Source organism: Microcoleus sp. N9_B4 (assembly GCF_036701635.1).
GTDB lineage: Bacteria > Cyanobacteriota > Cyanobacteriia > Cyanobacteriales > Microcoleaceae > Microcoleus.
Genome location: NZ_JAUBRC010000044.1, coordinates 37,241 through 57,908, shown reverse-complemented (window position 1 = coordinate 57,908; position 20,668 = coordinate 37,241). Strand labels below are relative to the sequence as shown.

17 protein-coding genes and 1 pseudogene are annotated in these 20,668 nt (G+C 48.6%); 8 read left to right on the top strand and 10 right to left on the bottom strand.

Annotated elements, in window-relative coordinates; translation table 11 throughout:
• The 7 genes and pseudogenes from QUA43_RS24395 to QUA43_RS24365 form a co-directional block, all read right to left on the bottom strand.
• A pseudogene (locus QUA43_RS24395) lies at positions 1–177 on the bottom strand (photosystem II q(b) protein); the annotation flags it as partial.
• A 102-nt stretch (positions 178–279) separates the two neighbouring features.
• Positions 280–1,056, bottom strand: coding sequence for a DUF6816 family protein (locus tag QUA43_RS24390; protein ID WP_333377161.1), 777 nt, complete (start codon positions 1,054–1,056; stop codon positions 280–282).
• A 254-nt stretch (positions 1,057–1,310) separates the two neighbouring features.
• Positions 1,311–1,715, bottom strand: coding sequence for a ChuX/HutX family heme-like substrate-binding protein (locus QUA43_RS24385; protein WP_333377159.1), 405 nt, complete (start codon positions 1,713–1,715; stop codon positions 1,311–1,313).
• A 112-nt stretch (positions 1,716–1,827) separates the two neighbouring features.
• Entirely contained in the window at positions 1,828–2,781 is a 954-nt protein-coding gene (locus QUA43_RS24380; RefSeq protein WP_333377157.1) for a PhoH family protein, read from the bottom strand.
• Positions 2,782–3,154: 373 nt separating this feature from the next.
• A complete protein-coding gene (locus QUA43_RS24375; protein ID WP_333095964.1) occupies positions 3,155–3,676 on the bottom strand; it encodes a KH domain-containing protein in 522 nt (173 codons plus the stop codon).
• On the bottom strand, positions 3,615–3,899 hold the full coding sequence (gene rpsP / locus QUA43_RS24370) for a 30S ribosomal protein S16 (protein ID WP_333377155.1): 285 nt from the start codon (positions 3,897–3,899) through the stop codon (positions 3,615–3,617). The genes QUA43_RS24375 and rpsP overlap by 62 nt, the downstream gene beginning before the upstream one ends.
• Positions 3,900–3,980: 81 nt before the next feature.
• Positions 3,981–5,315, bottom strand: coding sequence for a D-alanyl-D-alanine carboxypeptidase (locus QUA43_RS24365; RefSeq protein ID WP_333377154.1), 1,335 nt, complete (start codon positions 5,313–5,315; stop codon positions 3,981–3,983).
• Between the two features lie 366 nt (positions 5,316–5,681).
• Here QUA43_RS24365 and plsX point away from each other — a divergent pair, with 366 nt between their 5' ends.
• The 5 genes from plsX (at position 5,682) to QUA43_RS24340 (ending at position 11,097) form a co-directional block, all read left to right on the top strand.
• Complete coding sequence (gene plsX / locus QUA43_RS24360; RefSeq protein ID WP_333377163.1) at positions 5,682–6,731, top strand: phosphate acyltransferase PlsX; 1,050 nt, start codon at positions 5,682–5,684, stop codon at positions 6,729–6,731.
• Between the two features lie 164 nt (positions 6,732–6,895).
• On the top strand, positions 6,896–7,897 hold the full coding sequence (locus QUA43_RS24355; RefSeq protein WP_333377152.1) for a beta-ketoacyl-ACP synthase III: 1,002 nt from the start codon (positions 6,896–6,898) through the stop codon (positions 7,895–7,897).
• Between the two features lie 403 nt (positions 7,898–8,300).
• A complete protein-coding gene (fabD, locus tag QUA43_RS24350) occupies positions 8,301–9,182 on the top strand; it encodes an ACP S-malonyltransferase (protein ID WP_333377150.1) in 882 nt (293 codons plus the stop codon).
• Positions 9,183–9,425: 243 nt separating this feature from the next.
• The gene (locus QUA43_RS24345) at positions 9,426–10,139 is read left to right on the top strand and encodes a PspA/IM30 family protein (RefSeq protein WP_333377148.1); all 714 of its coding nucleotides are present in this window, start codon (positions 9,426–9,428) and stop codon (positions 10,137–10,139) included.
• Between the two features lie 10 nt (positions 10,140–10,149).
• Complete coding sequence (locus tag QUA43_RS24340; protein WP_333377147.1) at positions 10,150–11,097, top strand: phosphate ABC transporter substrate-binding protein; 948 nt, start codon at positions 10,150–10,152, stop codon at positions 11,095–11,097.
• A gap of 562 nt (positions 11,098–11,659) precedes the next feature.
• Here QUA43_RS24340 and QUA43_RS24335 read toward each other — a convergent pair.
• The 3 genes from QUA43_RS24335 to infC all read right to left on the bottom strand — a co-directional run bounded on the left by QUA43_RS24335 (position 11,660) and on the right by infC (position 15,982).
• On the bottom strand, positions 11,660–12,136 hold the full coding sequence (locus QUA43_RS24335; protein WP_333042796.1) for a Crp/Fnr family transcriptional regulator: 477 nt from the start codon (positions 12,134–12,136) through the stop codon (positions 11,660–11,662).
• A 157-nt stretch (positions 12,137–12,293) separates the two neighbouring features.
• On the bottom strand, positions 12,294–15,338 hold the full coding sequence (locus tag QUA43_RS24330) for a HEAT repeat domain-containing protein (protein WP_333377145.1): 3,045 nt from the start codon (positions 15,336–15,338) through the stop codon (positions 12,294–12,296).
• 107 nt (positions 15,339–15,445) lie between these two features.
• Entirely contained in the window at positions 15,446–15,982 is a 537-nt protein-coding gene (gene infC / locus QUA43_RS24325) for a translation initiation factor IF-3 (protein ID WP_006635262.1), read from the bottom strand.
• Between the two features lie 423 nt (positions 15,983–16,405).
• Here infC and QUA43_RS24320 point away from each other — a divergent pair, with 423 nt between their 5' ends.
• The 3 genes from QUA43_RS24320 (at position 16,406) to QUA43_RS24310 (ending at position 20,659) form a co-directional block, all read left to right on the top strand.
• On the top strand, positions 16,406–17,428 hold the full coding sequence (locus QUA43_RS24320) for an alpha/beta fold hydrolase (protein ID WP_333377144.1): 1,023 nt from the start codon (positions 16,406–16,408) through the stop codon (positions 17,426–17,428).
• Between the two features lie 502 nt (positions 17,429–17,930).
• Positions 17,931–18,413 carry a hypothetical protein gene (locus tag QUA43_RS24315; protein ID WP_333377142.1) on the top strand — a complete coding sequence of 161 codons (483 nt, stop codon included), beginning with the start codon at positions 17,931–17,933 and terminating at the stop codon, positions 18,411–18,413.
• Between the two features lie 455 nt (positions 18,414–18,868).
• Positions 18,869–20,659, top strand: a complete 1,791-nt coding sequence (locus tag QUA43_RS24310; protein WP_333377140.1) for an N-acetylmuramoyl-L-alanine amidase — start codon at positions 18,869–18,871, stop codon at positions 20,657–20,659.
• Positions 20,660–20,668: the final 9 nt, after the last annotated feature.

The following is a 20,668-nucleotide window of genomic DNA, read 5'->3' as shown; positions in this document are numbered from 1 at the left end:
ACGACCGAAGTAGCCGTGGGCTGCAACGATGTTGTAGGTTTCTTCTTCTTGACCGAATTTGTAACCGTAGTTTTGTGATTCGGTTTCGGTTGTTTCACGAACCAAGGAAGATGTTACCAAAGAACCGTGCATTGCAGAGAACAAAGAACCACCGAAGACACCAGCAACTCCCAACATAGCGACAGTTAAACTGATGAGGGTTATTAGCAAAGCTGATGTAAGGAGAGACAGGGGCGAAAAAAGTCGATCGTTGCTAGGTCGATCGAGATGACAATGTAATTATGCCCGCACCAACTCCAACCGATATCGGTACAAAGCCACAGGATGCCCCCCAGCCGCAAAATAATCCGGGTCTTGCGGCGACAAATAAATCGCTGTCACCTGATCCGCCTCAATTCTTTTACTCGCAGAATCGCCATTTTTCCCGCCTCCAACAACTCGATAAGCCGTTGTTGTTTCCACCTCATTTAAATAAATATCAGACTCTCCACGAAAAATCTGCTGAGAAATCTCTGTAGACACAAACTCGCGAGGATTCGGCGTCTCAGTTCCCCGACTCGTAACAATCGAAATTAGTTGGCGTTCCCCTTTCAAAACAGTAATTTGGCGGTTGGGATTGGTCGGATCGACTTTCACCGAAACTACGCCACGATCGCCTAAATAAGCCTTGGCAATATTCAAACCGTTAAAAGTGCGATCGGCTACAATTTTTTGAGCATTTTTAAATGTATAATTAGAAATTAACCCAATATTTTTTTCCGGTTGAAATCGCACTTTAAATAATACCGGCTGCTGCAAATACTGGCGGTTGCTTTCAAACCCTGGCGTGACAATATTTGGCGCTAAAGGAGCGGCTAAATCTACCAAAGTGCTAGCAACATTCCAATTCCCCGCCATCCAGTCGGGATATACCAAATCTCCCTTAGCTACAGCGATCGGAGGCTTGCTTTCCCAATTGGGAAAACTTGATATGCGATCGCCCAAAACCCCCGCCCTCGCACCGCCACCCCACAGCAACACCAGCAAAACCAGACAAAAACCCCAAATTCCCTTCATACCCAATTACATTCAAACAACTAATTTTATTTCTCTCTTTCTCTTCTTTATCTCTTCGGGGCGTTCTCTGCGCCCTCTGCGGTTCATTAATCCAAAAATTAGACAACAAATCAGTTAAACATCATATTTTATACCATTTTCATAAACAGGCAAGATGCCTGTTGCACAAAAATAAATGTGCGGCTTGTGGGGATTAGGGGTTGGGAATCCTACCCGCCCCCCATATGCAATTCAAAGGTGGAAAAGCCTATTTTTTAAAGCGCCTCAACAGGTGCCGGTTCCCAAACCTCCCCGTATTTTTCCTTCAACTCGTGCCAATTTTCCACCTGTCCTGGTTCGTATTCTCCCGGCTTTCCCCACTGCAAAAACGCGCTCAAAGCAGCCTCATTTTGTTCGTCGAGAAAACGAATTGCATAAGTAGTGAAATTGCCTCTTTTCGCCTCACCCGTTTCAAACTTCACCTGTTTGATTTTGTCCATGTTCAAGTGAAACTCAAATATTTCGGCGTGCATATTGGCATACTTTCCTTTCGGCAAATCCGCATAAAACAGCTTGTGAATTGAACCGCGCACTTCCAGCACCGCCGCGCTGCTAGTCACGATTAAACGCAGCGTTCCCAATTGTTCGCAAGCTTCCAAGAATTCTTTCAAATTAGGCATAATTTAATTTGGGAATTGGGTATTGGGTATTGGACTTTGAGCATTAGAACCAACAACAACTAACAATCAACCAATGACTACTGACTAATGACTACTGACTACTAACTAATGACTATGTTTCGTGCAGTTCGTAAGCAGCCACAATCCGCTGCACTAGAGGGTGTCGCACCACATCCGCCTGAGAGAATTCGCAGAAAGCAATGCCCTCAACGTTGCGTAGAATGTTTTGGGCGACTGACAATCCCGACTGTTGGTTTGGCGGCAAATCTGTTTGAGTGATATCGCCCGTTACTACCATTCTCGATCGAAAGCCCAGACGAGTCAACACCATTTTCATCTGAGCCGGCGTCGTATTTTGAGCTTCGTCCAAAATTACGAAAGCATTGCTGAGAGTGCGCCCCCGCATATAAGCTAAAGGAGCTACTTCGATCAAGCCTCTTTCCATTAAATCGGCCATTTTTTCAGGGTCGATCATTTCTTGCAGGGCGTCGTAAAGCGGGCGCAAATAGGGATCTACTTTTTGCTGCAAATCTCCCGGCAAAAACCCTAATTTTTCGCCAGCTTCCACGGCGGGCCTGGTTAAAATCAGCCGTTCGTACTGCTTGCTCAACAGCGCTTGCACGGCGAAAATAGCTGCTAGAAATGTTTTGCCAGTACCAGCGGGGCCAATGCAAAAAGTCAGGTCGTGCGTGCGTACTGCTTGGACGTATTGCCGCTGCTTGAAGGTTTTGGCTCTAATTTCTTCGCCGCGGCGGGTTCTGGCGAGAACGTCTCGCTGCAAGTCTTGTAAATCGCCTTGGCGGTTGGTATCCAAAGCTTGGCGCGCCGTCTGGATTTCAACTCCGGTAATATTTTTGCCGGATTTCCAATAGTCGGAGAGCGATCGCACTAATTTATGACACAATTCTACTTGACTTTTTGTGCCGGAAATCAGCAGTTCTTGCCCTCGCATTACCACGTTAGCACCGGTTTGCTTAGAGATCATTTTCAGGTTTTCTTCTTGATTACCGGCCAGCGACATTGCGCTTTGGGTGCTCGGTAACTCTATTATTAGTTTTTCATTCATGCCAACATAAGCTCCTCCAAATAAGCAATTAAAAGTTAACAACTAAACGTTCAACCTGTCGTCACTATTTGCGAACAAAAAGACGCCAGTTACTAGGTTTTACCTAGTATCTAAGGCGTCTTTTAGATTTAGCTCCCAAATGAGTTTGGTGCTTGAGGCACAAATCAAATCTCCCTTCTATTAAGTCAGGCAATTTTAGATTTTAGATGGGAAATTTTAGATTTTAGATTAACCTGATGCCGCTGACATTTGAAATTTAAAATTTTACATTTGTTTCCGATCGCAAAACCGGCAATTTCAAATCAAGCGGGGCTTGTAATACAAAGTTTACAACAGGCAATCTAAAATCTAAAATTGTTTTGGGGATATGCAGTTAATAACCGGGAGTATTTCTGCTCGTTCTAAACGTAGGTGTGTTAGTACGGCGAGGTTGTTCTCTCGGAGTTCTGCTAGCTAAGGGACTCGGCGACGGAGGTGGCGTCCGGGGTCGGAAGTCGCCTCGCGGCTCCCGCGAGCCACGATCCGGGCGGTCGCGATCTGGCCGATCGCGATCGCCCCTGGGCGGGCCAGATCCACGATCGCCCGCTTCACCATCGTATATATCTAAGTAGAGGGACTGACCCGCCGTCTGCGCCACCGCTTCGAGCGTAGTTCTAATTGCCTGAATATTGCGTCCGCCCCTACCGTAAACCCGGCCTTTGTCCGGATCTTCAAAAGCCAGCCTAACCCAGACCCGCGATTGGCGCGGGTGCAGTTCGCAATCAACCCGCAAAGAACCTGGGGTCTCTAAAAAAGGCCCAATTAAAAACTTAACCAGTCCAGCATAGTTGGGACTAGCTGACTGTTGCTGTGCTGGATTCAACGTTGGCTCCGGCTCCGACTTGTTCAAATACATGGGCTTTTCTCAGGATGTCACGCACGGTGTCAGTTGGCTGAGCGCCTTCTTGGAGGCGCTTGACAATCGCTGGAACATCCAGCCTGGTTTCATTATTTCTCGGGTTGTAAAAGCCGAGCTCTTCTAGGGGACGGCCGTCGCGGCGAGTAGAACTGTTCATCGCTACAATCCGGTAGCTTGTCTCGCGTTTTTTCCCGTATCTCTTCAATCGCAGTTTGATCATCTTCTTGCACAATAGTCTTGTTCCAATTCTAAGCTATTTTGTCAGTGCTCCTTCCCCGAACCCCAACTCAACCCCTATTTCTTAACCTCCGACCAAAATATCGCTACGATTTGCGGCCCCCAAGGCAGGTCTGGCGCCGTCAATGTGCGGTGTAATTGCTACTGGCAAAATCGATGCAGTTCCCCACTGCTGCACCAATTTTTGCAAAAATATATCTTGCTGCTCTCTCAAAGAGTCCCAATCGGTGCCGCGATTAATAATTGCAAACCACACTAAACCCCGATCGCGCGTGGGTATAGCTCCAGCCAAAGCAATCACCGTGTCCAAAGTACCAGTTTTCACCACAGCCGATCGCGGAATGTGTCGGTATTCCAAAGTTCCTTTATCGCGCCCGGACACCGGAAACAAGTCAGCAATCGTCAGCCCAGTAGTCTGAAGGTTGCGGGCGATCGCCTGCATCATCCCACAAGCCGCCCTCGGAGACATCCGATTTTCCACTCCCAATCCCGAACCGTTAACTAATTGAAGTTCCTCCTCCGGCACCCCCGCAGCCCAAGTCGCTTGCTGCTGCACTATTTTTGCCCCGCCCAAATCGTCGGCCAGCATCTGAGCTATTTCATTATCGCTGTGGACGTTCATCTGCTTGAGAATTTCGGCTAAAGGAAGCGATCGGCGTTTCAGCAGCAAATGCCCCGAACTCACAAATTTCTCAGCAATGACGCTGCCGGCCACCGTTACTTGCGGCTTTCTAGTTCCTGGAGCCATCTTAGAATACATTGCCACCACGTCCGCAGGCCAATTGCTACCCTCAAGAGCTTGCCGCAGTATCTCCCCCGCCACCAAAGGATCGGACTCGTAATTCATGCGGAAATTGCCTGTCACCACCAAATTTCCCGCCACACGATTGATACCCATTTGATTGAGAGCATTGCCAACGGCGATCGCCTCCTCCCACACAAACAGCGGATCGCCCCCGCCGCTGACCACCAAATCTCCCTGCAATACACCATTGCTAATCGGTCCCGTTCCCCGGAACCGCGTTTCAAACTGATAATCCGGGCCCCAAGTTTCCAGGGACGCCAGAGAAGTCGCAATCTTAGTCAGCGAAGCCCCAGGCATCAGCGTCTTGCCCTGCTGACTTACCAGCGGCACCATTCCCGCTTGCACCCAAATTCCCTGATTCCCATCAATCAGGTTCTTTTCTTTCAACTCTTTTAAATATTCCCGCACCGTCGCTTCTGCAGGCAAGTCGGGATTTGCCGCATTTATTCCCCCAAAAGCCAAATCTTCGGTCACCACTAACCCGGGTATCCCTCCCCGCCAAGCCAGCACTGACGCAGCATTAGGCGCGGCACTGCCTACCCCAGCCATGTCCAGCCACAGAGACATCATCCCTGAGCTAAATAAATCCAGCATTTTTTACTCCTAAAGTCAATCGATTTTAGATATTAGATTTTAGATTTGAGATTAAAGAATTGAAGAAAGCGCTCCCACTGATAAATCCGGGGGCAAGTGATGAGGATGGGGAGCTTTTTTTTCGCTCCACGGATGAATCCGGGGTTTCCGGACTAAAGTGCTTGCGGTCATGTAAACTATTTCATTGATTTTTTCAATTTGCAGTCAAAAATAGTAAAGTAGTGACAAAACAAGTTCTATCAGAGTAGTCGGAAATGAGAATTGTCCGATCGCCGTAGCGAGCGGATTTTAGTTCTTTATTCAGACTTGTGGATTCACGCTCCTGACTTCCTGGTAGAATTTTTAGTGTTTCTCAAACATTGGTCAATGGGATCGACACGCGCAAGAATTGCAATAGACGCTATGGGTGGGGATCATGCCCCCGCCGAAGTTGTAGCTGGAGCGCTTAAGGCACAAGAAGAATTAGGCGTAGAGATTTTGCTTGTGGGCGACCCACAGCAAATAGAAGACTCGCTCCGGCAACAAGACGCGATCGGCCGCGTCTCTACAGGTCAGCTAGAAATCGTTCCTTCTGAAGGAGCGGTGGAAATGCACGAAGAACCTTTGAGTGCCCTCAAACGCAAGCCCAACGCTTCGATTAACGTAGCGATGAACTTGGTAAAGCAGCAGCAAGCTGATGCTGTGGTGTCCGCCGGTCACTCCGGCGCGGCAATGGCTGCTGCCCTGCTCAGGTTGGGCCGGCTCCCCGGCATCGATCGCCCTGCGATCGGTGCGGTTTTGCCGACAATGATACCGGGCAGCTCTGTACTCATTCTCGATGTTGGCGCTAATGTGGACTGCCGCCCCAAATTTTTGGAGCAGTTCGCTCTTATGGGAACTATTTACAGCCAGTGTGTGCTGGGTGTCGCCGAACCTAAAATCGGCCTGCTCAACATTGGCGAAGAACCTTCTAAAGGCAACGACGCCGCAGTGCGAACTCACCAGTTATTGGTGGACAACCCGAACATTCCTTTTGTGGGGAATGCCGAAGGCCGCGACGTGCTGTCGGGGAAATTCGACGTGATTGTCTGCGACGGGTTTGTCGGCAACGTGTTGTTGAAGTTTGCCGAAGCGGTGGGCGAAGTCGTCGTGCAAGTGCTGAAGGAAGAATTAGTCAAAGGACTCCAACATCAAATGAACGATCCTCTGCTGCAAAAAAGCTTGCAAGGATTTAAGCAGCGGGTAGACCACGTTGAACACGGCGGCGGTTTGCTATTGGGCGTTGCTGGAGTTTGCATTATCAGCCACGGTTCGTCTCAAGCTGGCTCGATTTTTAATGCCATTCGTTTGGCGAAGGAGGCTATTGACAACCAAGTGCTGGAGCGAATTCGATCGTCCAATCAGCAAAGCGCTCTGGAACAAGAAGCTGTGAATTAGAGGCAGTAAGTAGGAATTAAAAATTAAAAATGTAAAATTAAAAATGTCAGCTTAAACCAACTGTTTTGCTTAAAAAAAAAGTAATTTCAGCAGTTTAAAAAATAATTTTAATTGGTAGTTTTTAATTTTTAATTTCTAGATGGATCGCTCATAAATGGAGAGGAATGTTGCAGCAATCAGGGTTCGGCATTGCCGTCACGGGTAGCGGTTCTTGTACACCGCAGGTTTCGCTGGATAATAACGGTTTGAGTCAGATAGTAGAAACTTCTGACGAGTGGATTGGAGCGCGGACGGGCATTCGTTCCCGCAGGCTGGCGGACGATCGCACTTCTTTGTGCGATTTAGCGTCGGAGGCATCGCTTCAGGCGATCGCAATGGCAGAAATTTCGCCGACAGATATCGATTTAATTATTTTGGCGACTTCCAGTCCTGACGATTTGTTTGGCACTGCCAGTAAAATTCAATATCAGTTGGGTGCGACAAAAGCTGTGGCTTTTGATTTGACAGCAGCTTGTTCGGGCTTTATTTTTGGTTTAGTTACAGCCTCGCAGTTCATTCGGACAGGGGTTTATCAAAATGTTTTGCTGATCGGAGCCGATATTTTATCTCGCTGGGTGAATTGGTCGGATCGGGGTACTTGCATTCTCTTTGGAGACGGTGCAGGTGCGGTGGTATTACAAGCTTCAGAAGTCGATTCCTTTTTGGGATTTGAAATTCGCAGCGACGGTACGCAAAATTCGTCTCTCAATTTGGCTTACAAAGCCGAGCCCAAAGAATTAATTGAGGGCGTCAGCGTCGGAGTTGGCGGATTTGAACCCATCACAATGAATGGTCAAGAAATCTATCGCTTTGCCGTGAGAAAAGTGCCGGAAGTCATAGAAAAAGCTATGTTTCGGGCAAATATTAGCGTCGCTGAAATAGACTGGCTGTTGTTGCACCAAGCCAATCAGCGGATTCTGGATGCAGTTGCCCAAAGGCTAAAGATTCCCCCCGAAAAAGTAATCAGCAATTTGGCGAATTACGGCAATACCTCAGCGGCTTCAATTCCCCTTGCCTTAGACGAAGCCGTGCGTCTGGGTAAAGTTAAAGCGGGCGATACTATTGCTGCTGCAGGTTTCGGTGCAGGTTTGACTTGGGGGGCTGCGATTTTTCAATGGGGAAGGTAATATTTGGCGGCCGGCTGTAAACTTGCTCCGGTTATTGTCGGGAGTTCGATTGAGTAAAATACAAATCCTTTAACACGCCATACATAGGGCAAGGTTCGCAGCGGTGTACCACCCGGACAGCAGTTATTGACAAGCGCGTGCTGAAATGGAAAATCCTCTATTCTTCGATCGACTTTCCCCGGTTTGAAGGTTAAAAATTTTGTTACGGCTATTAATTAAATTAAAGTAGCAAAAAAAATATAAACCTGGTAAAAAGGGCAATTATATGTTATAATTGTGAGTCGCGAGTAGATAGTTCGTTAACCGAAAGATAGCGGATACCAGCGAGCGAAGTTAGAAGCGGGAAAGAAAGAATTTTTGCAATCACCAATTAGCAACCACCAATTAGCAGATTACCGGAAAAATGACTAAAACAGCATGGGTATTTCCCGGACAAGGTTCCCAGGCGATCGGGATGGGTGCAGACTTATTAAACTTGCCAACAGCCAAAGCCAAATTTGAGCTCGCTAAAGAAATTTTAGGTTGGTCTGTCTCGGAAGTTTGCCAAAAAGAAGAAGCAAAACTATCTCGGACTCTCTACACTCAGCCTTGCTTGTTCGTAGTAGAAAGTATTTTGACCGACTTAATGCGAGAAAAAAGCGATCGACCAGCGGTAGTTGCCGGTCACAGTTTAGGAGAATACGTTGCCCTCTACGCAGCAGGCGTCTTTGATTTTGAAACCGGATTGCGCTTAGTCAAACGCCGCGCCGAACTCATGGAGACTGCCTCCGGCGGGCAAATGGTGGCTTTGATCGGATTCGACAGGCAGGAACTAGAATTGCAAATTCAATACAGCCGAGATGTGGTGCTGGCAAACGACAACAGCGAAGCACAAGTCGTGATTTCTGGAACGCCCACAGCAGTAGAAGAGTTACTCGCCAAAATCAAAGTCAAACGCGCCGTTAAATTGAATGTTTCTGGTGCGTTTCATTCTCCCCTGATGGCATCAGTGGCGGCAGAGTTTCAACTAGCCTTAAAGTCTGCAAGGTTTTCCGATGCTAAAATGCTGGTGCTCTCGAACGCAGAACCCTCAGCCACTACCAGCGCAGCCACTTTAAAGCAGCGGTTGAGTCAGCAAATGACCAAAGGCGTGCGCTGGCGAGAAATTTCCCTGCAATTGCCGCAACAAGGAATCGATCGGGTAGTGGAAATTGGCCCCGGCAAAGTTCTCACAGGTTTGATCAAACGCACTTGTCCCGATTTAGCGTTGGTAAATGTTAGCAGTTTTGCAGATTTGCCGGCTTAATCTATTTTTAACCTGTTATTAAACGGCAGGTTATAAAATTGAGAGTTAACAAGCCTGAAGATTGCCGAAAAACAAATAGCACAACAGGCAAATCCGAATATTGCCTGTTGTGCAAATTGGGGATAGACGATCCAGACAGTTAGAAAATATTAATCAAAAATCGAGAAATCGATCGACCTGACGGGGCGATCGACAAATCCTGATGTAGACTAGGCGTAAAAACCAAGCTTATCTGGTACTTATATGAAAAAAGTCCTTTACTGGTTGATGGGCGACAAGGCAGGCAGAACCATAGTAGGCGCGTGGAATTGGATGTGGGGACTGCCCGTGGAATCCGGCGGCCAGGTGTCGGTGGCGGTAGCCGAAGAGTCACTGCGATCGATGCAAGAATCAGTGCAAAAGCTAGCAGCAGCAGTCTCCACCCAAGTTGCAGCCTACCAGCGCGCCAAAACGAAATATGAAGAAAAAGTTAGGGAAATGCAAACCCTAGAGCGCCAAGCCATCACAGCCCAGCGCAACGGCAACGAAGAAGCAGCCCGCTTGGCAATGGCGAAGGTAATTCAGACAGAACAAATTCTGCCGCAATTAGAATCCCAAGTAAAACAAGCCGAACAGTACGTCAACGCTTCCAAAGACAAGCTAAATCGAGAACGGATGAAGTTGGAAGCCTACAAAACCGATATGCAAAATATGAAAGATATGGCCGAGATTAACGAAGCCCTCGGAGCCATATCCCAAGTCAACAACGACCTCAGTATCGATTCAGCTCGATCGCAATTTGAGCAAGCCAAAAACGCCGTCCACGGCCGCCACCTCAAACAGCAAGCTTTAGCAGAAATCTCTGAAAACCCCCAAGAAAGACTTCAGGCCGAATTAGAAAATATGACCTTAGACGATGAAGTTAATCGCAGGCTACAAATGTTAGACGACTCCAACAACAAACAACTTCCAAACTAAGGAGAGTTTTATGGCTAAGAGCGGGCCTCCCCCCATAGTTTTTATTCTGTTATTTCTGTTGCTCGCCGGTGGCGGTTGGTTCTTTTTTCTCAACAAACCAGCATCGGAAGATGTTAGTAACAATCCCCCCACTCCCATACCCGCAGGCGGTGGTGGGGCCAATCTGCCTCCCGTCGCGCCAGTAGTCGGCGGCGCTTCGCCTGTAGCAGCTAGTTCCTTTGCGCTTCCAGATTCTGTTCCTGCGGGTACGACTGTCAGGATTCAAGGTTCTACCAGTATGGTGACAATCAACCTCAACCTTAAGAATGGCTTTCAAGCCAAGTTTCCTGGCACTAGAGTTGATTCCAAAGCTAACGGTTCTGCAAAGGGAATTCAAGATTTGGTCGCAGGAACAGCCGATATTGCGGCGGTATCGCAGCCTTTGACGGCTCAAGAACAAGGTCAGGGTTTGGCTGCGGTGCCTGTTGCCCTAGATACGATCGCCCTTGTAGTTGGCATTAACAACCCCTTCAAAGGAGGTTTAACTTCCGCTCAAGTTCAAGATATTTTCAAGGGAAATACTCAAGACTGGTCGAAAGTGGGCGGCCCGGCAGGCCCGATTAAAGTAATTAACAGACCGGCAGTTAGCGGCACTCACCAAACGTTTAAAGAACAAGTGCTCGGAGGTGGCGAGTTTGGCGCAGCGCCAAATATTACCACGCTCGATCGAGATGCAACAACTCCCCTGCTACAAGCTTTAGGCAATAACGGTATTGGGTATGCGACTTTCGCTCAAGTAGCCAATCAGAAAACGGTGCGCGTTGTTCCCGTTAACGGTGCGACGCCGGATGCGGGTAACTATCCTTACAAGCGGCAGTTGTACTACGCCTACAAAAATCCTCCTAGCCAAGCAGTTAAGGATTTCTTGGGCTACGCGACTTCTTCGGAAGGACAGAAAGCTATGCTGGCCGGAAATTGAGCCTTTGCAAACATCCGACATTGAGTGAAATAGTCCACCAGACTGAAGTCTGGCGCTACACAAGCTTGCGTCCGCGCAGGCGGACTTCTTCTTTAACCGGATATGATATCAATTCCCCCTGCGCCGGAATGATATCATATCCGCGCTTGATCGTCATGGTAAAGTCGAATGAAGCTGCCAACAAATATCAACGCAACTTTCAGTTTTTTGACTCACCGTCAACAGTTAACAGTTAACAGTTAACAGTTAACAGTCAACAGTCAACAATCATGAGGAGTGCAACCGGAATCGATATGAGGTAGAACCCCAATTTGGTGGGTAGCGGGCTATCACAAACCTACTAAATTGGGGGGTCTTACTTCACGAGTATCTCTTGAATGCTGCTGTCACTTTTTTGAATAATTTCCCGCTCTTAGGTATCTCTAATAAAATGCGATTACCCTGGCATTGTGTAATCTACCAGAGAAATTGTGTATATTCGTAATCGCTATTCGCACCTTACAGAAGATAAATTGTGCAGAATTACCGATCGACTAAAAACACAATTCCCAACTCCCCAATTTCATCGCATTTCAGGAACTCTCACAGTCTCTGTAGGAGGCATAATTGCCTCTTTAGCATTCAACTTTTGATTCAACTCCCGAATCCGGCGCGACAGCAAGCGAATAATATTCACCGCAATTCCCGGCGTTTCATCAATCGCATCGTATAGCTGCATTTGAGTCAGCATCAAACACTCGGATTGTTCGACAGTAGAAATAGAAGCCGATCGAGGTTCTGCATCAAACAGCGACATTTCCCCGAAACAAGCCCCCGCTTTCAACTGTGCCAAATCCCGATCGCCTATATGCACCCGCACCGTTCCCGATACCAAAATATAGAGAGACCGACCTTCTTGTCCTTCCGTAAAAATCCTGTGCTTGGAAGGAAACGAAAGTTCATCCATTACCGATGCTAGACGCACGAGAAAATCATCCCGCAGTTCCTTAAAAATCGGAACCTCCCTCACAAACAATAGGCGTTCGACGCTTGTTAACATAATGAGATGCAATGATTAATTTAAACTTAAACAAAGGAAGAGGCATTGGGCATTGGGCATTGGGCATTGGGCATTGGGCATTGGGCATTGGGCATAGTTTCTTGTTGTTCCCTTTTCCCTCTTCCCTCTTCCTTCTTCCTTCTTCCTTCTTCCTTCTTTACCTTTTTCCCCCGGCACCCAACTCTGCCATCATCTCTTCAACTTGAGCGGATACCAAATTATCGGGGTCATTTTGCAGCCTGGGCAACAATTCGACCAAAGCCCGCGGCGAGGCTATTTTCAAATAGGCTAACACTGCTTCGCGGACAAAACCCGTCGGGTGCTGCAGACAGACGAGAGTTTGTTGAGCCGTAAGACTCCAGCGCGCTTCTCTCGCCAAGTGAAAGCAGCAGGCCAAGGCCCAATCCGAAAGGAAGTGGCGCAATTCTAGCAAGCGGCGCAAACGATCGCTAGGGGCTAGAGGTTTGTAAACCATCAATTCCGAGAGGTTGCTCAATTTTTCTCTTTCCGAGTGTTGATCTAACAAATTGATGAGCGATCGCTTCCTAGCTATATCCACAGTATTATCGAGAATTTCCAATCCCCTAGCAACCAAAGAAGGTTGGCCAGAAGCGATGTTGAAAGCAGCGGCTTGTACCGTGTCCAGCGGATAAAGAAACTTCATCAGCAAAAAACACCGCTCCCTAGCATCAGCTTCCAACCCCGCCAGAGCCCGCTGCAACAATTGAGCCGTATCGTTCCCCGGTTCCCGGGCGCTGTTGGCCTCTCGCTCTGAGAAATTGCCGTAGCTTGTTACCCCAGACAAATCTACCAGAGCTGCATAAATTTGACCGATAAACATTAACTCCTGTTCGATAAGAGTTTCCAAGCCACTACGGCCGATGCGGTCTAGAACCCCTTCTATCCCCGCCTCCGAAGGCATTTTTAACAGGATGCGGAGGATATTGCGCCTCGTCGTTCCCCAAGCCGTCATCAAATTGCTCACCAAAATGTCGATCGCCTCCGGAGTCCCAATTTGACCCAGAGCCGTCCAAGCTTGCAACCTGACCAAATCCGACTTGTGGATATCCTCAGCCAAATACACTAGCAAAGGAATGGCGTCGTTGTGAAGTTTGACTATAGCCTGCAAAGCCGCTTCCCTAGTCGATTTGTAACCCAGTCCGCGCAGCAGCGAAGGATAATATTCTTCCGAATGAGTAGACGAAATCACGTCTAACAGAGCGCAGCGCACTCGCAGAGATTCATCTTGCAACAGATTGGGGATATGCAGCCGCAGTCCTTGCAAATAATCAGCTTCTCCCAGAGCCCGCGTCCCCATGACACGTTCCCGCTCTTGTTTGTGCGTCAGCATTTGGCGAAGCGTGTTAGTAGCCTCTGCCTTTTGCAGGCGATCGCCCCTTCTCATAATTAAAGCAGCCGCCGTCCCCCGCACCACCGGATCGACCGTCGGCTGCAAGTAAGGCCTCAAGCTCTCAATATTTGGTTCAGCTTCCGTCAGCCAGATGTAGCGCAAAGCCAAGGCCAGAACCTCCGGCGGCAAGGATTGCTGCGAGAGTGCGCGGACTGATTCTAAATATGCGGGGTTCGGGTGTTGCAGCATCGTTTCCAAGCTCTGGCGCTGCAAACCTGGGGACAGCGAATCGAGGAGGGGAGCTAGAACTTCTCCGACATTTTTGGGGTCAATTTGCGTCAGGAGTTCTATGCAAGAGCGCTTTTCATCTTCGCCCCCCGGCTTTTGTAGAGTTTCCACCACTGCGCGCTTGAGAGCTTTGAGGTCAACGTCTGTGACTCCCAAGCGCCCCCGCTCCGCACTTTTGACCAACAAACCCACGTATTGAGAGCGGATCAACCATACGACAAACACCCACAACAGTGCCAATATGACGATCACGCCAATAAATATCAAGCTTTGCTGGTCGTGAAATACATTTTCGTCTTGCTGGGGGAGTATCTTGCCTGTCACCCACAGCATAATCAGGATGCCTACTCCTGTAGCTCCGCAGGACAAAGGTTCGCCCACACCGTTGACCAGAGTTTGAATTCCCGATCGAATATTGTCGGGAATCGGTTGAAATAAAACCGGGCTAACAGTTTCCAAAAGCGTGTAGTGCAGCAGTTCGTCTAAAAATCTCAGCAATATCAGTCCGATGAACACAGATACTAGCTGGCCGAGGGATGCTCCTATGGTCAGCACCCCGAGTATCGCGATGCCCGCCGGCAAAATCATCGCCGTCACAAATACACCGATTCTTTCCACCAACCGGCTCGAAGCGAACCACTGAGTCGCCACTTGAAACAGGCCTTGTATGCCTTCATAAATGCCCAGGAAGCTAGCGATCCAGCTAGCTCCGTCCCCCGGGTTTTGGTATTCTAGCTGGCTGTAGAATTGGAAATCTACCAGCACGTAGACGACTTCTGCGAGGATGAAAAAACTGACTAGAGGTACGGCGTATTTTTGAAGTGGGCCTGTAACTTTGCGGGCGGTAAATTCTTCTTGGTCGTCGTCTTCGTCGTCATCCGTCCAGTGAGCCGTTTCCGGGAATGCTTGGCTGTATTTTTCCGTGAGGTAGTAGAGCAACACCGAGCCTGTCGCCACCATCAGCCCCGATATGAGGGTAACGTTTTTGAGTCCGACTACGTACAGCAAAACAGGCAGAGAAAATCCGCTGACTACTCCAGCTACTAGATAGCCGCTACTGACTAGCGGATAGGTGCGCTTGATTTCTCTAATATTAAACAGTTGGTTGGAAGTGATAGAAGTATTAAGGTCATTGAGGACATAGCAAGCTTCCACCCACAGCCACATCAAAAAAATAGTAATAAAAGCGATGCTGATGCCAGCTATCTTAGTATTTTCGTAGCCGATGCCGAATCGAAACAAAAATAAGGGTACCGACATCATGCCCAGAACCACTACGACGGTGCGCCTCAGCGGCAGGATTTTTTGCAGCCACGAGTAGACAAATCCCAAGCCAGAACCGATAAAGGCGCTGGCTATGTAGATAAAAGGCATTTTGTCGGCACCGTACTCGTCTAAAAACAGACCTACTGTGCTGAGTTCCAGCCAGATCAGCCCGACGGAGGTTAGAGTGTAGACGAGGAACATCAGTGCGGTTCGCTCTACTTCTTCCGATCGCAGGTTGAGCGATCGCAGCACTCCTTGTCTTACTCCCGCCGAACCGCTGATTTGAAAATTTTCCATGCAGCCTTGATTTCCCTGTGTGGTAGCTTATTCCTGACTAACTTCGGAAGTCATCAGCTATCAGTCACCAGTTTATGACTGATGACTGCTCACTAATGACTATGTATTTATACTTTCTTGGGCGACAGCAGCATCATCATACTGCGTCCTTCTTTTTTGGGGGCTTGCTGCACTTCTGCGATTTCCTGCAAATCTGTGGCCATGCGCTTAAGCAAGTCCTCTGCTAGGTTGCTGTGTTGGATTTCCCGACCTCTGAACATGATCGTGGCTTTTACTTTGTCCCCAGATTTGATAAAGCGGTCTGCTAGTTTGAGGCGCACTTGGTAGTCGTGTTCTTCAATTTTGTAGCGCATCTTCACTTCTTTAACATCGGCAGTGTGCTGCTTCCGCTTTGCTTCTCGCGCTTTCTTTTCCTGCTCGAATTTGTACTTCCCATAGTCCATTACCCGGCATACGGGCGGGTCAGCTTTGTCGCTGACAAGTACGAGATCGAGTTCTTTTTCTTCTGCGAGGCGCAGCGCTTCTGCAGGCGTCAATATCCCTAGTTGCGCGCCGTCGGTATCGATTACCCGGATTTTGGGGTATCGAATATTTTCGTTGATCTGGGGTAGGTTGCGATTTTGTCTTCTTTCAATCACAGGCATGAATGGTTTTACAAGCAGTAGTTTAATAGCGAAGCTTCTTGATAGTTACAGGTTTGATCGGTCAATTTTTCACGATTGACGATCGAACTGTTTTATAAGGTGTTACCCTTACCGGACGTACTACCGCGCCCTGTGTCCCCTCCGCTAACGCCTTGGGGAATATTTGGACGATCGTAAATGAATTCTTACAATACTTGCTATTCTACTCAGTCTGGCTGAGTTTCTGCCTAGTTTTATTTTAACTTCACACACGATCACGATCGCCCGCCCCCTTGCCCGATTGATGACAAAACCGTCAAAAATTCAGGGTAAAAGCTTAAGGATGAGGTAAAGTCGCTTTTCCTCGCCCATCTCGCCCGGTCGGACAAGTCCCCCAAGTCGCCTGATTTGCCTTGTAGAATAGCTATAAGCAAGTGTAAATTTATGTTGCGAGCTGAGGCAAAATTGACAAACTCTCTGCTGTGGCACCAACGGGTGGGAACTCAACGAGACTGGATGTGGCGGGGTTGGCAAACTCGCTACACTTATTTGCGGCCCGATGGGGTACGAAATCAAGGCGCGCTGGAATTTCAAGATTCTGCGGCCAAACCAATGGCGCCGCGCGCATCGGGAACGCCGATTATTTTACTGCACGGGTTTGGAGCTTCGATCGGTCACTGGCGACAAAATCTCGCCCAACTCGCCGAAAACCAAACCGTTTACGCCTTGGATTTGTTAGGGTTTGGCGCTTCCCAAAAAGCTCCAGTCAACTACTCTGTGTCTTTGTGGGTCGATCAAGTTTATGATTTTTGGCTAACTTTTATCAGAGAGCCAGTAATATTGGCAGGAAACTCGATCGGCTCGCTGATTTGTCTGGCCGTGGCTGCAGCTCACCCGGACATGGTTGCCGGCACGGTGATGATTAGCCTCCCCGACCCCTCTGTGCGAGCCGAAGCGGTGCCCGGATGGCTGCTTCCGGCGATCGAAGCGGTTGAAAGTTTGTTTGTTTCCCCGATCGTACTCAGGCCTTTGTTTTATTTGGCCCGCAAGCCTTCCTTTGTCCGTCGCTGGGTTGGCTTTGCCTACTCCAACCCCGAAGCTGTTACCGACGAATTAGTGGAAATTCTAGCAGGGCCAGCGGGCGATCGGGGAGCAGCCCGCGCCTTCTGCGCTTTATTTAAAGCTGTAGGCAGTTCACAATTTTGCCCCAGTGTCAAGACAGTAATGCGAAATTTAACAATTCCCATGCTGTTAATTTGGGGCAAACAAGACCGGATGATTCCCCCTCGGTTCGCCCGCCCCCACCAATTTGTCGAATGCAATCCCAATTATGTAGAGCTAGTTGAATTAGATAATGCGGGTCACTGTCCCCAGGATGAATGCCCGGAACAAGTAAATCAAGCAATTTTGAACTGGATGAGCCGGAATTTTGCACCTATGGGCGAGAGCGAATTGCAGCACTGTTGATTAGACAGGGGGCCGTGGATTACTAAGGAAAAAAATAACCTCCAGGTATCCATCCCGCTCAAAAATAAATTTGCTAGAACTCGATCGCACCGGTGGTATGGTATAGCAGATGTTGAAAGCAATAGCGGCGAAGCGGAGCGGGTAAAAAGAAGTCCTGCAAGAAGGCGCAATCGACCGCTTAGGCTTCAAAAATTAAGAACGTCCTCACCGTCAGGGCGGTTGCTATATTACAAAACTTCCCTATCTTGAGAGTCAGTCGATTTGAGGTTCAAGATTGACTCCCCAGCCGCTATCTAGAGGCTTGAACTAACCTAAACAACTTGTTTGCTGTGGACGACTCATGGAGGAAAGTAAGTCTCCGTCTTTCTGTGATGTCATGTATCTACTGTTATTGATTGCCCCCTTTTTTAGAAGATCAGAGATTGACACAATCACCAAGATAGTGTATCTTCTCTAACTGGTAGTACACATCTAAGTTATGCAGTTAGTCGAAAGGCAAGTCATGAAACCAAACCACAGGTTTTACCCAGAAGCCGATCGATTGTCTTTGCTGTCCAACAAACTTTACAACTGCGATAACTATTATATCTACGGTCAAAACTTTGTCTCAGGTCAACCAACCAATGCTCTGGGTGTCGATCGTGCACTCAAAAAGAGTCTAAAGTACAAAGCATTGCCGGCCCAAGTAACACACAAAACTCTCCCGTTACTGCTGAAAACATGGACTAGCTATCATAGTGTTAAATTGGCGGGCGCGATCACGATCGCCCCACTAAGTGTCAAGCAGCACCGAAAACCACTGATTAAAAAAATCCAGAAAAAAAGAGAGCAGGGGCGATATGTAGTTGTATTTAACTGTCAATCTCTTAGCAAAAAAGTAGCAAAAAAGCTTTTCCCAAAGAATATGTCAGTTTGTCAGGGACTAACATTTGGTGGCATTGAAAAGTTACCTAAATCTTGGAAATCCGGATTGTTACTGAGGTAAGTTGTTAAGTTATTGAGGTAGTTTAGGAAAAGTTAGAACAAAACGCAAGTGTAAAGCGGATTATAACCCTTGCCGTAACGAGCTTCGCCAACATTAAAGAGCTATGAAACCCCTCCCTGGAAGAACGGTAAAATTCTACCTTCTAACTTGTACCTTCTAACTTGTACCTTCTAACTTCAAGAAACACCTTGTTTCTTGCTCCTAAAAATAAATACCTTCCCTTGTGCCAACAATCTTTCAGTCTGCTTATAACCGATCGCCCCCAATTATACGGGAAAGTTCAAAAATGCCCGTATCTGGCATTTGGGAGCCTGTTAACGCATAAAAAAGTCAATTTAGCCAACAACTGAGGGCTCCCGTGCCCCCGGTCTGCTGGCGGCTAACTGCTGAAAGCCGATCGGGCAAGCAGCGCCCTTCCAGCTTTTGGCAGTAACGCAAACGAGGAAAAAACTGTCGTGAAATTCCACTGGCTACTACCGAGTTTCTTAAGTGTATTTTTGCTCGCCGGAGCCGCCGAAGCAGCTAGACTGCAATCTTGGCGGTTTGATGCTTCAGAGAACCGGCTTTACATTACAACAGAGGGGGGAGTACAACCCAAGGCTCAACTGATTTTCAACCCGATGCGGTTGGTAATCGACTTGCCGGGGACGAGTCTGGGTCGTCCCTCGGTCAGCAAACCGCTCTCAGGGGCGATCGAATCGGTGCGGGTAGGGCAGTTTGACAACAATACGACCAGAATTGTGGTCGAGATCAGAGACGGGTTTACTATAGACCCTCAGCAAGTAAAATTCCGGGGTATTTCTCCGAGCGAGTGGACAGTGGATTTGCCAACGCCGGTGCGGGGAGAAACTCAAAATCCGATTTCAGAGCCAGGGGGAGAAAGGTTATCGGTTGAACCTTCAGCATCCCAAGCCCAGTCGGGTGAGGCGACTGTAGTTCAAAACGTTCAGGTGACGGCGGACGGTTTTTTAGTCCGCACTGCGGGCGGTCGCCCCCAAATTAATTTTCAACAAAGTCGGGCCGGGGACATCGCCACCCTCGATATTGAAGGAGCTAGTTTAGCTCCGGCCCTAAGCAACCAACAGCCTCAAACGAACGGTAAGCACGGGGTTGACAAGATTGAAGTCCGGCAACTGCCAACAGACCCGCCCGTTACCCGCGTGACTTTGCGGATGAAGAGTCCTAATACTCAGTGGCGGGCATCTGTGAGCAATTTGGGCGGGGTTGTGCTATTGCCTGGAAGTGTAAGACAGCCATCGGTTTCCCGCAGCCTGACTGTAGCTCCTCCGGCGAGACAATCTCAAGGAAATTTAGCGAGAGTTCAGTCAATTGATTTAGCCAGTAACGGCACGCAACTGGTGGTCAGAACTGACCGCCAAGTCTCCTATACCAGCGGGTGGGACCAGGGGTCGAGAGCTTACTGGATTAGGATCGCCTCTAGTTCCCTGGCGGGGGAAATTCCTCAGCTCGATGCCAACAGTCCTGTATCGTTTACAGCCAGCCAAGAAGATGCGGAGACTGTGGTGATTTGGGTGCAGCCGCGATCGGGGGTAGAGGTAGGCAGGGTGACGAGACCAAACCCGCAGTTGCTGTCTTTGCAGTTGCGATCGAATGCTAGCGCGCAGCAGCCTTTGACTCGCACTCCCAGCCTGCAACCTTTGCCGAGAAGCAGTGTCGGAACCGGCGATTTGCCCCAAGCTTCTAACCGCCGGGCTGTGGTAGCGATCGATCCGGGCCACGGCGGCCGCGATCCGGGAGCAGTCGGGATTCAGGGCATTCAGGAGAAGGAGATTGTTTTGGATATCTCGTTTCAGGTGGCGAGGCTGCTGGAACAGCAGGGGGTGCAGGCGGTGATGACTCGGACTGACGACAGCGAAATCGACCTGGAACCCCGAGTTTCTTTGGCGGAACGGGTGAATGCTACTTTATTTGTCAGCATTCACGCTAATGCGATTAATATGAGCCGGCCGGATATCAGTGGGATTGAGACTTATTATTTCAATAACGGTCAAGATTTGGCGAGGGTGATTCACGCCAGTATTTTGGAGGGCACGGGGGCGACTGACCGCCGGGTGCGGCAGGCGAGATTTTATGTTTTGAGAAAGACTTCTATGCCTTCTGTTTTGCTGGAGGTGGGTTTTGTGACGGGTGCTGAGGATGCTGCTAGGCTTTCAGATCCAGCTTACCGCAGTCAAATGGCGGCTTCGATCGCTCGCGGCATTTTGTTTTATCTTCAACAAAGATAATGGGCAGTT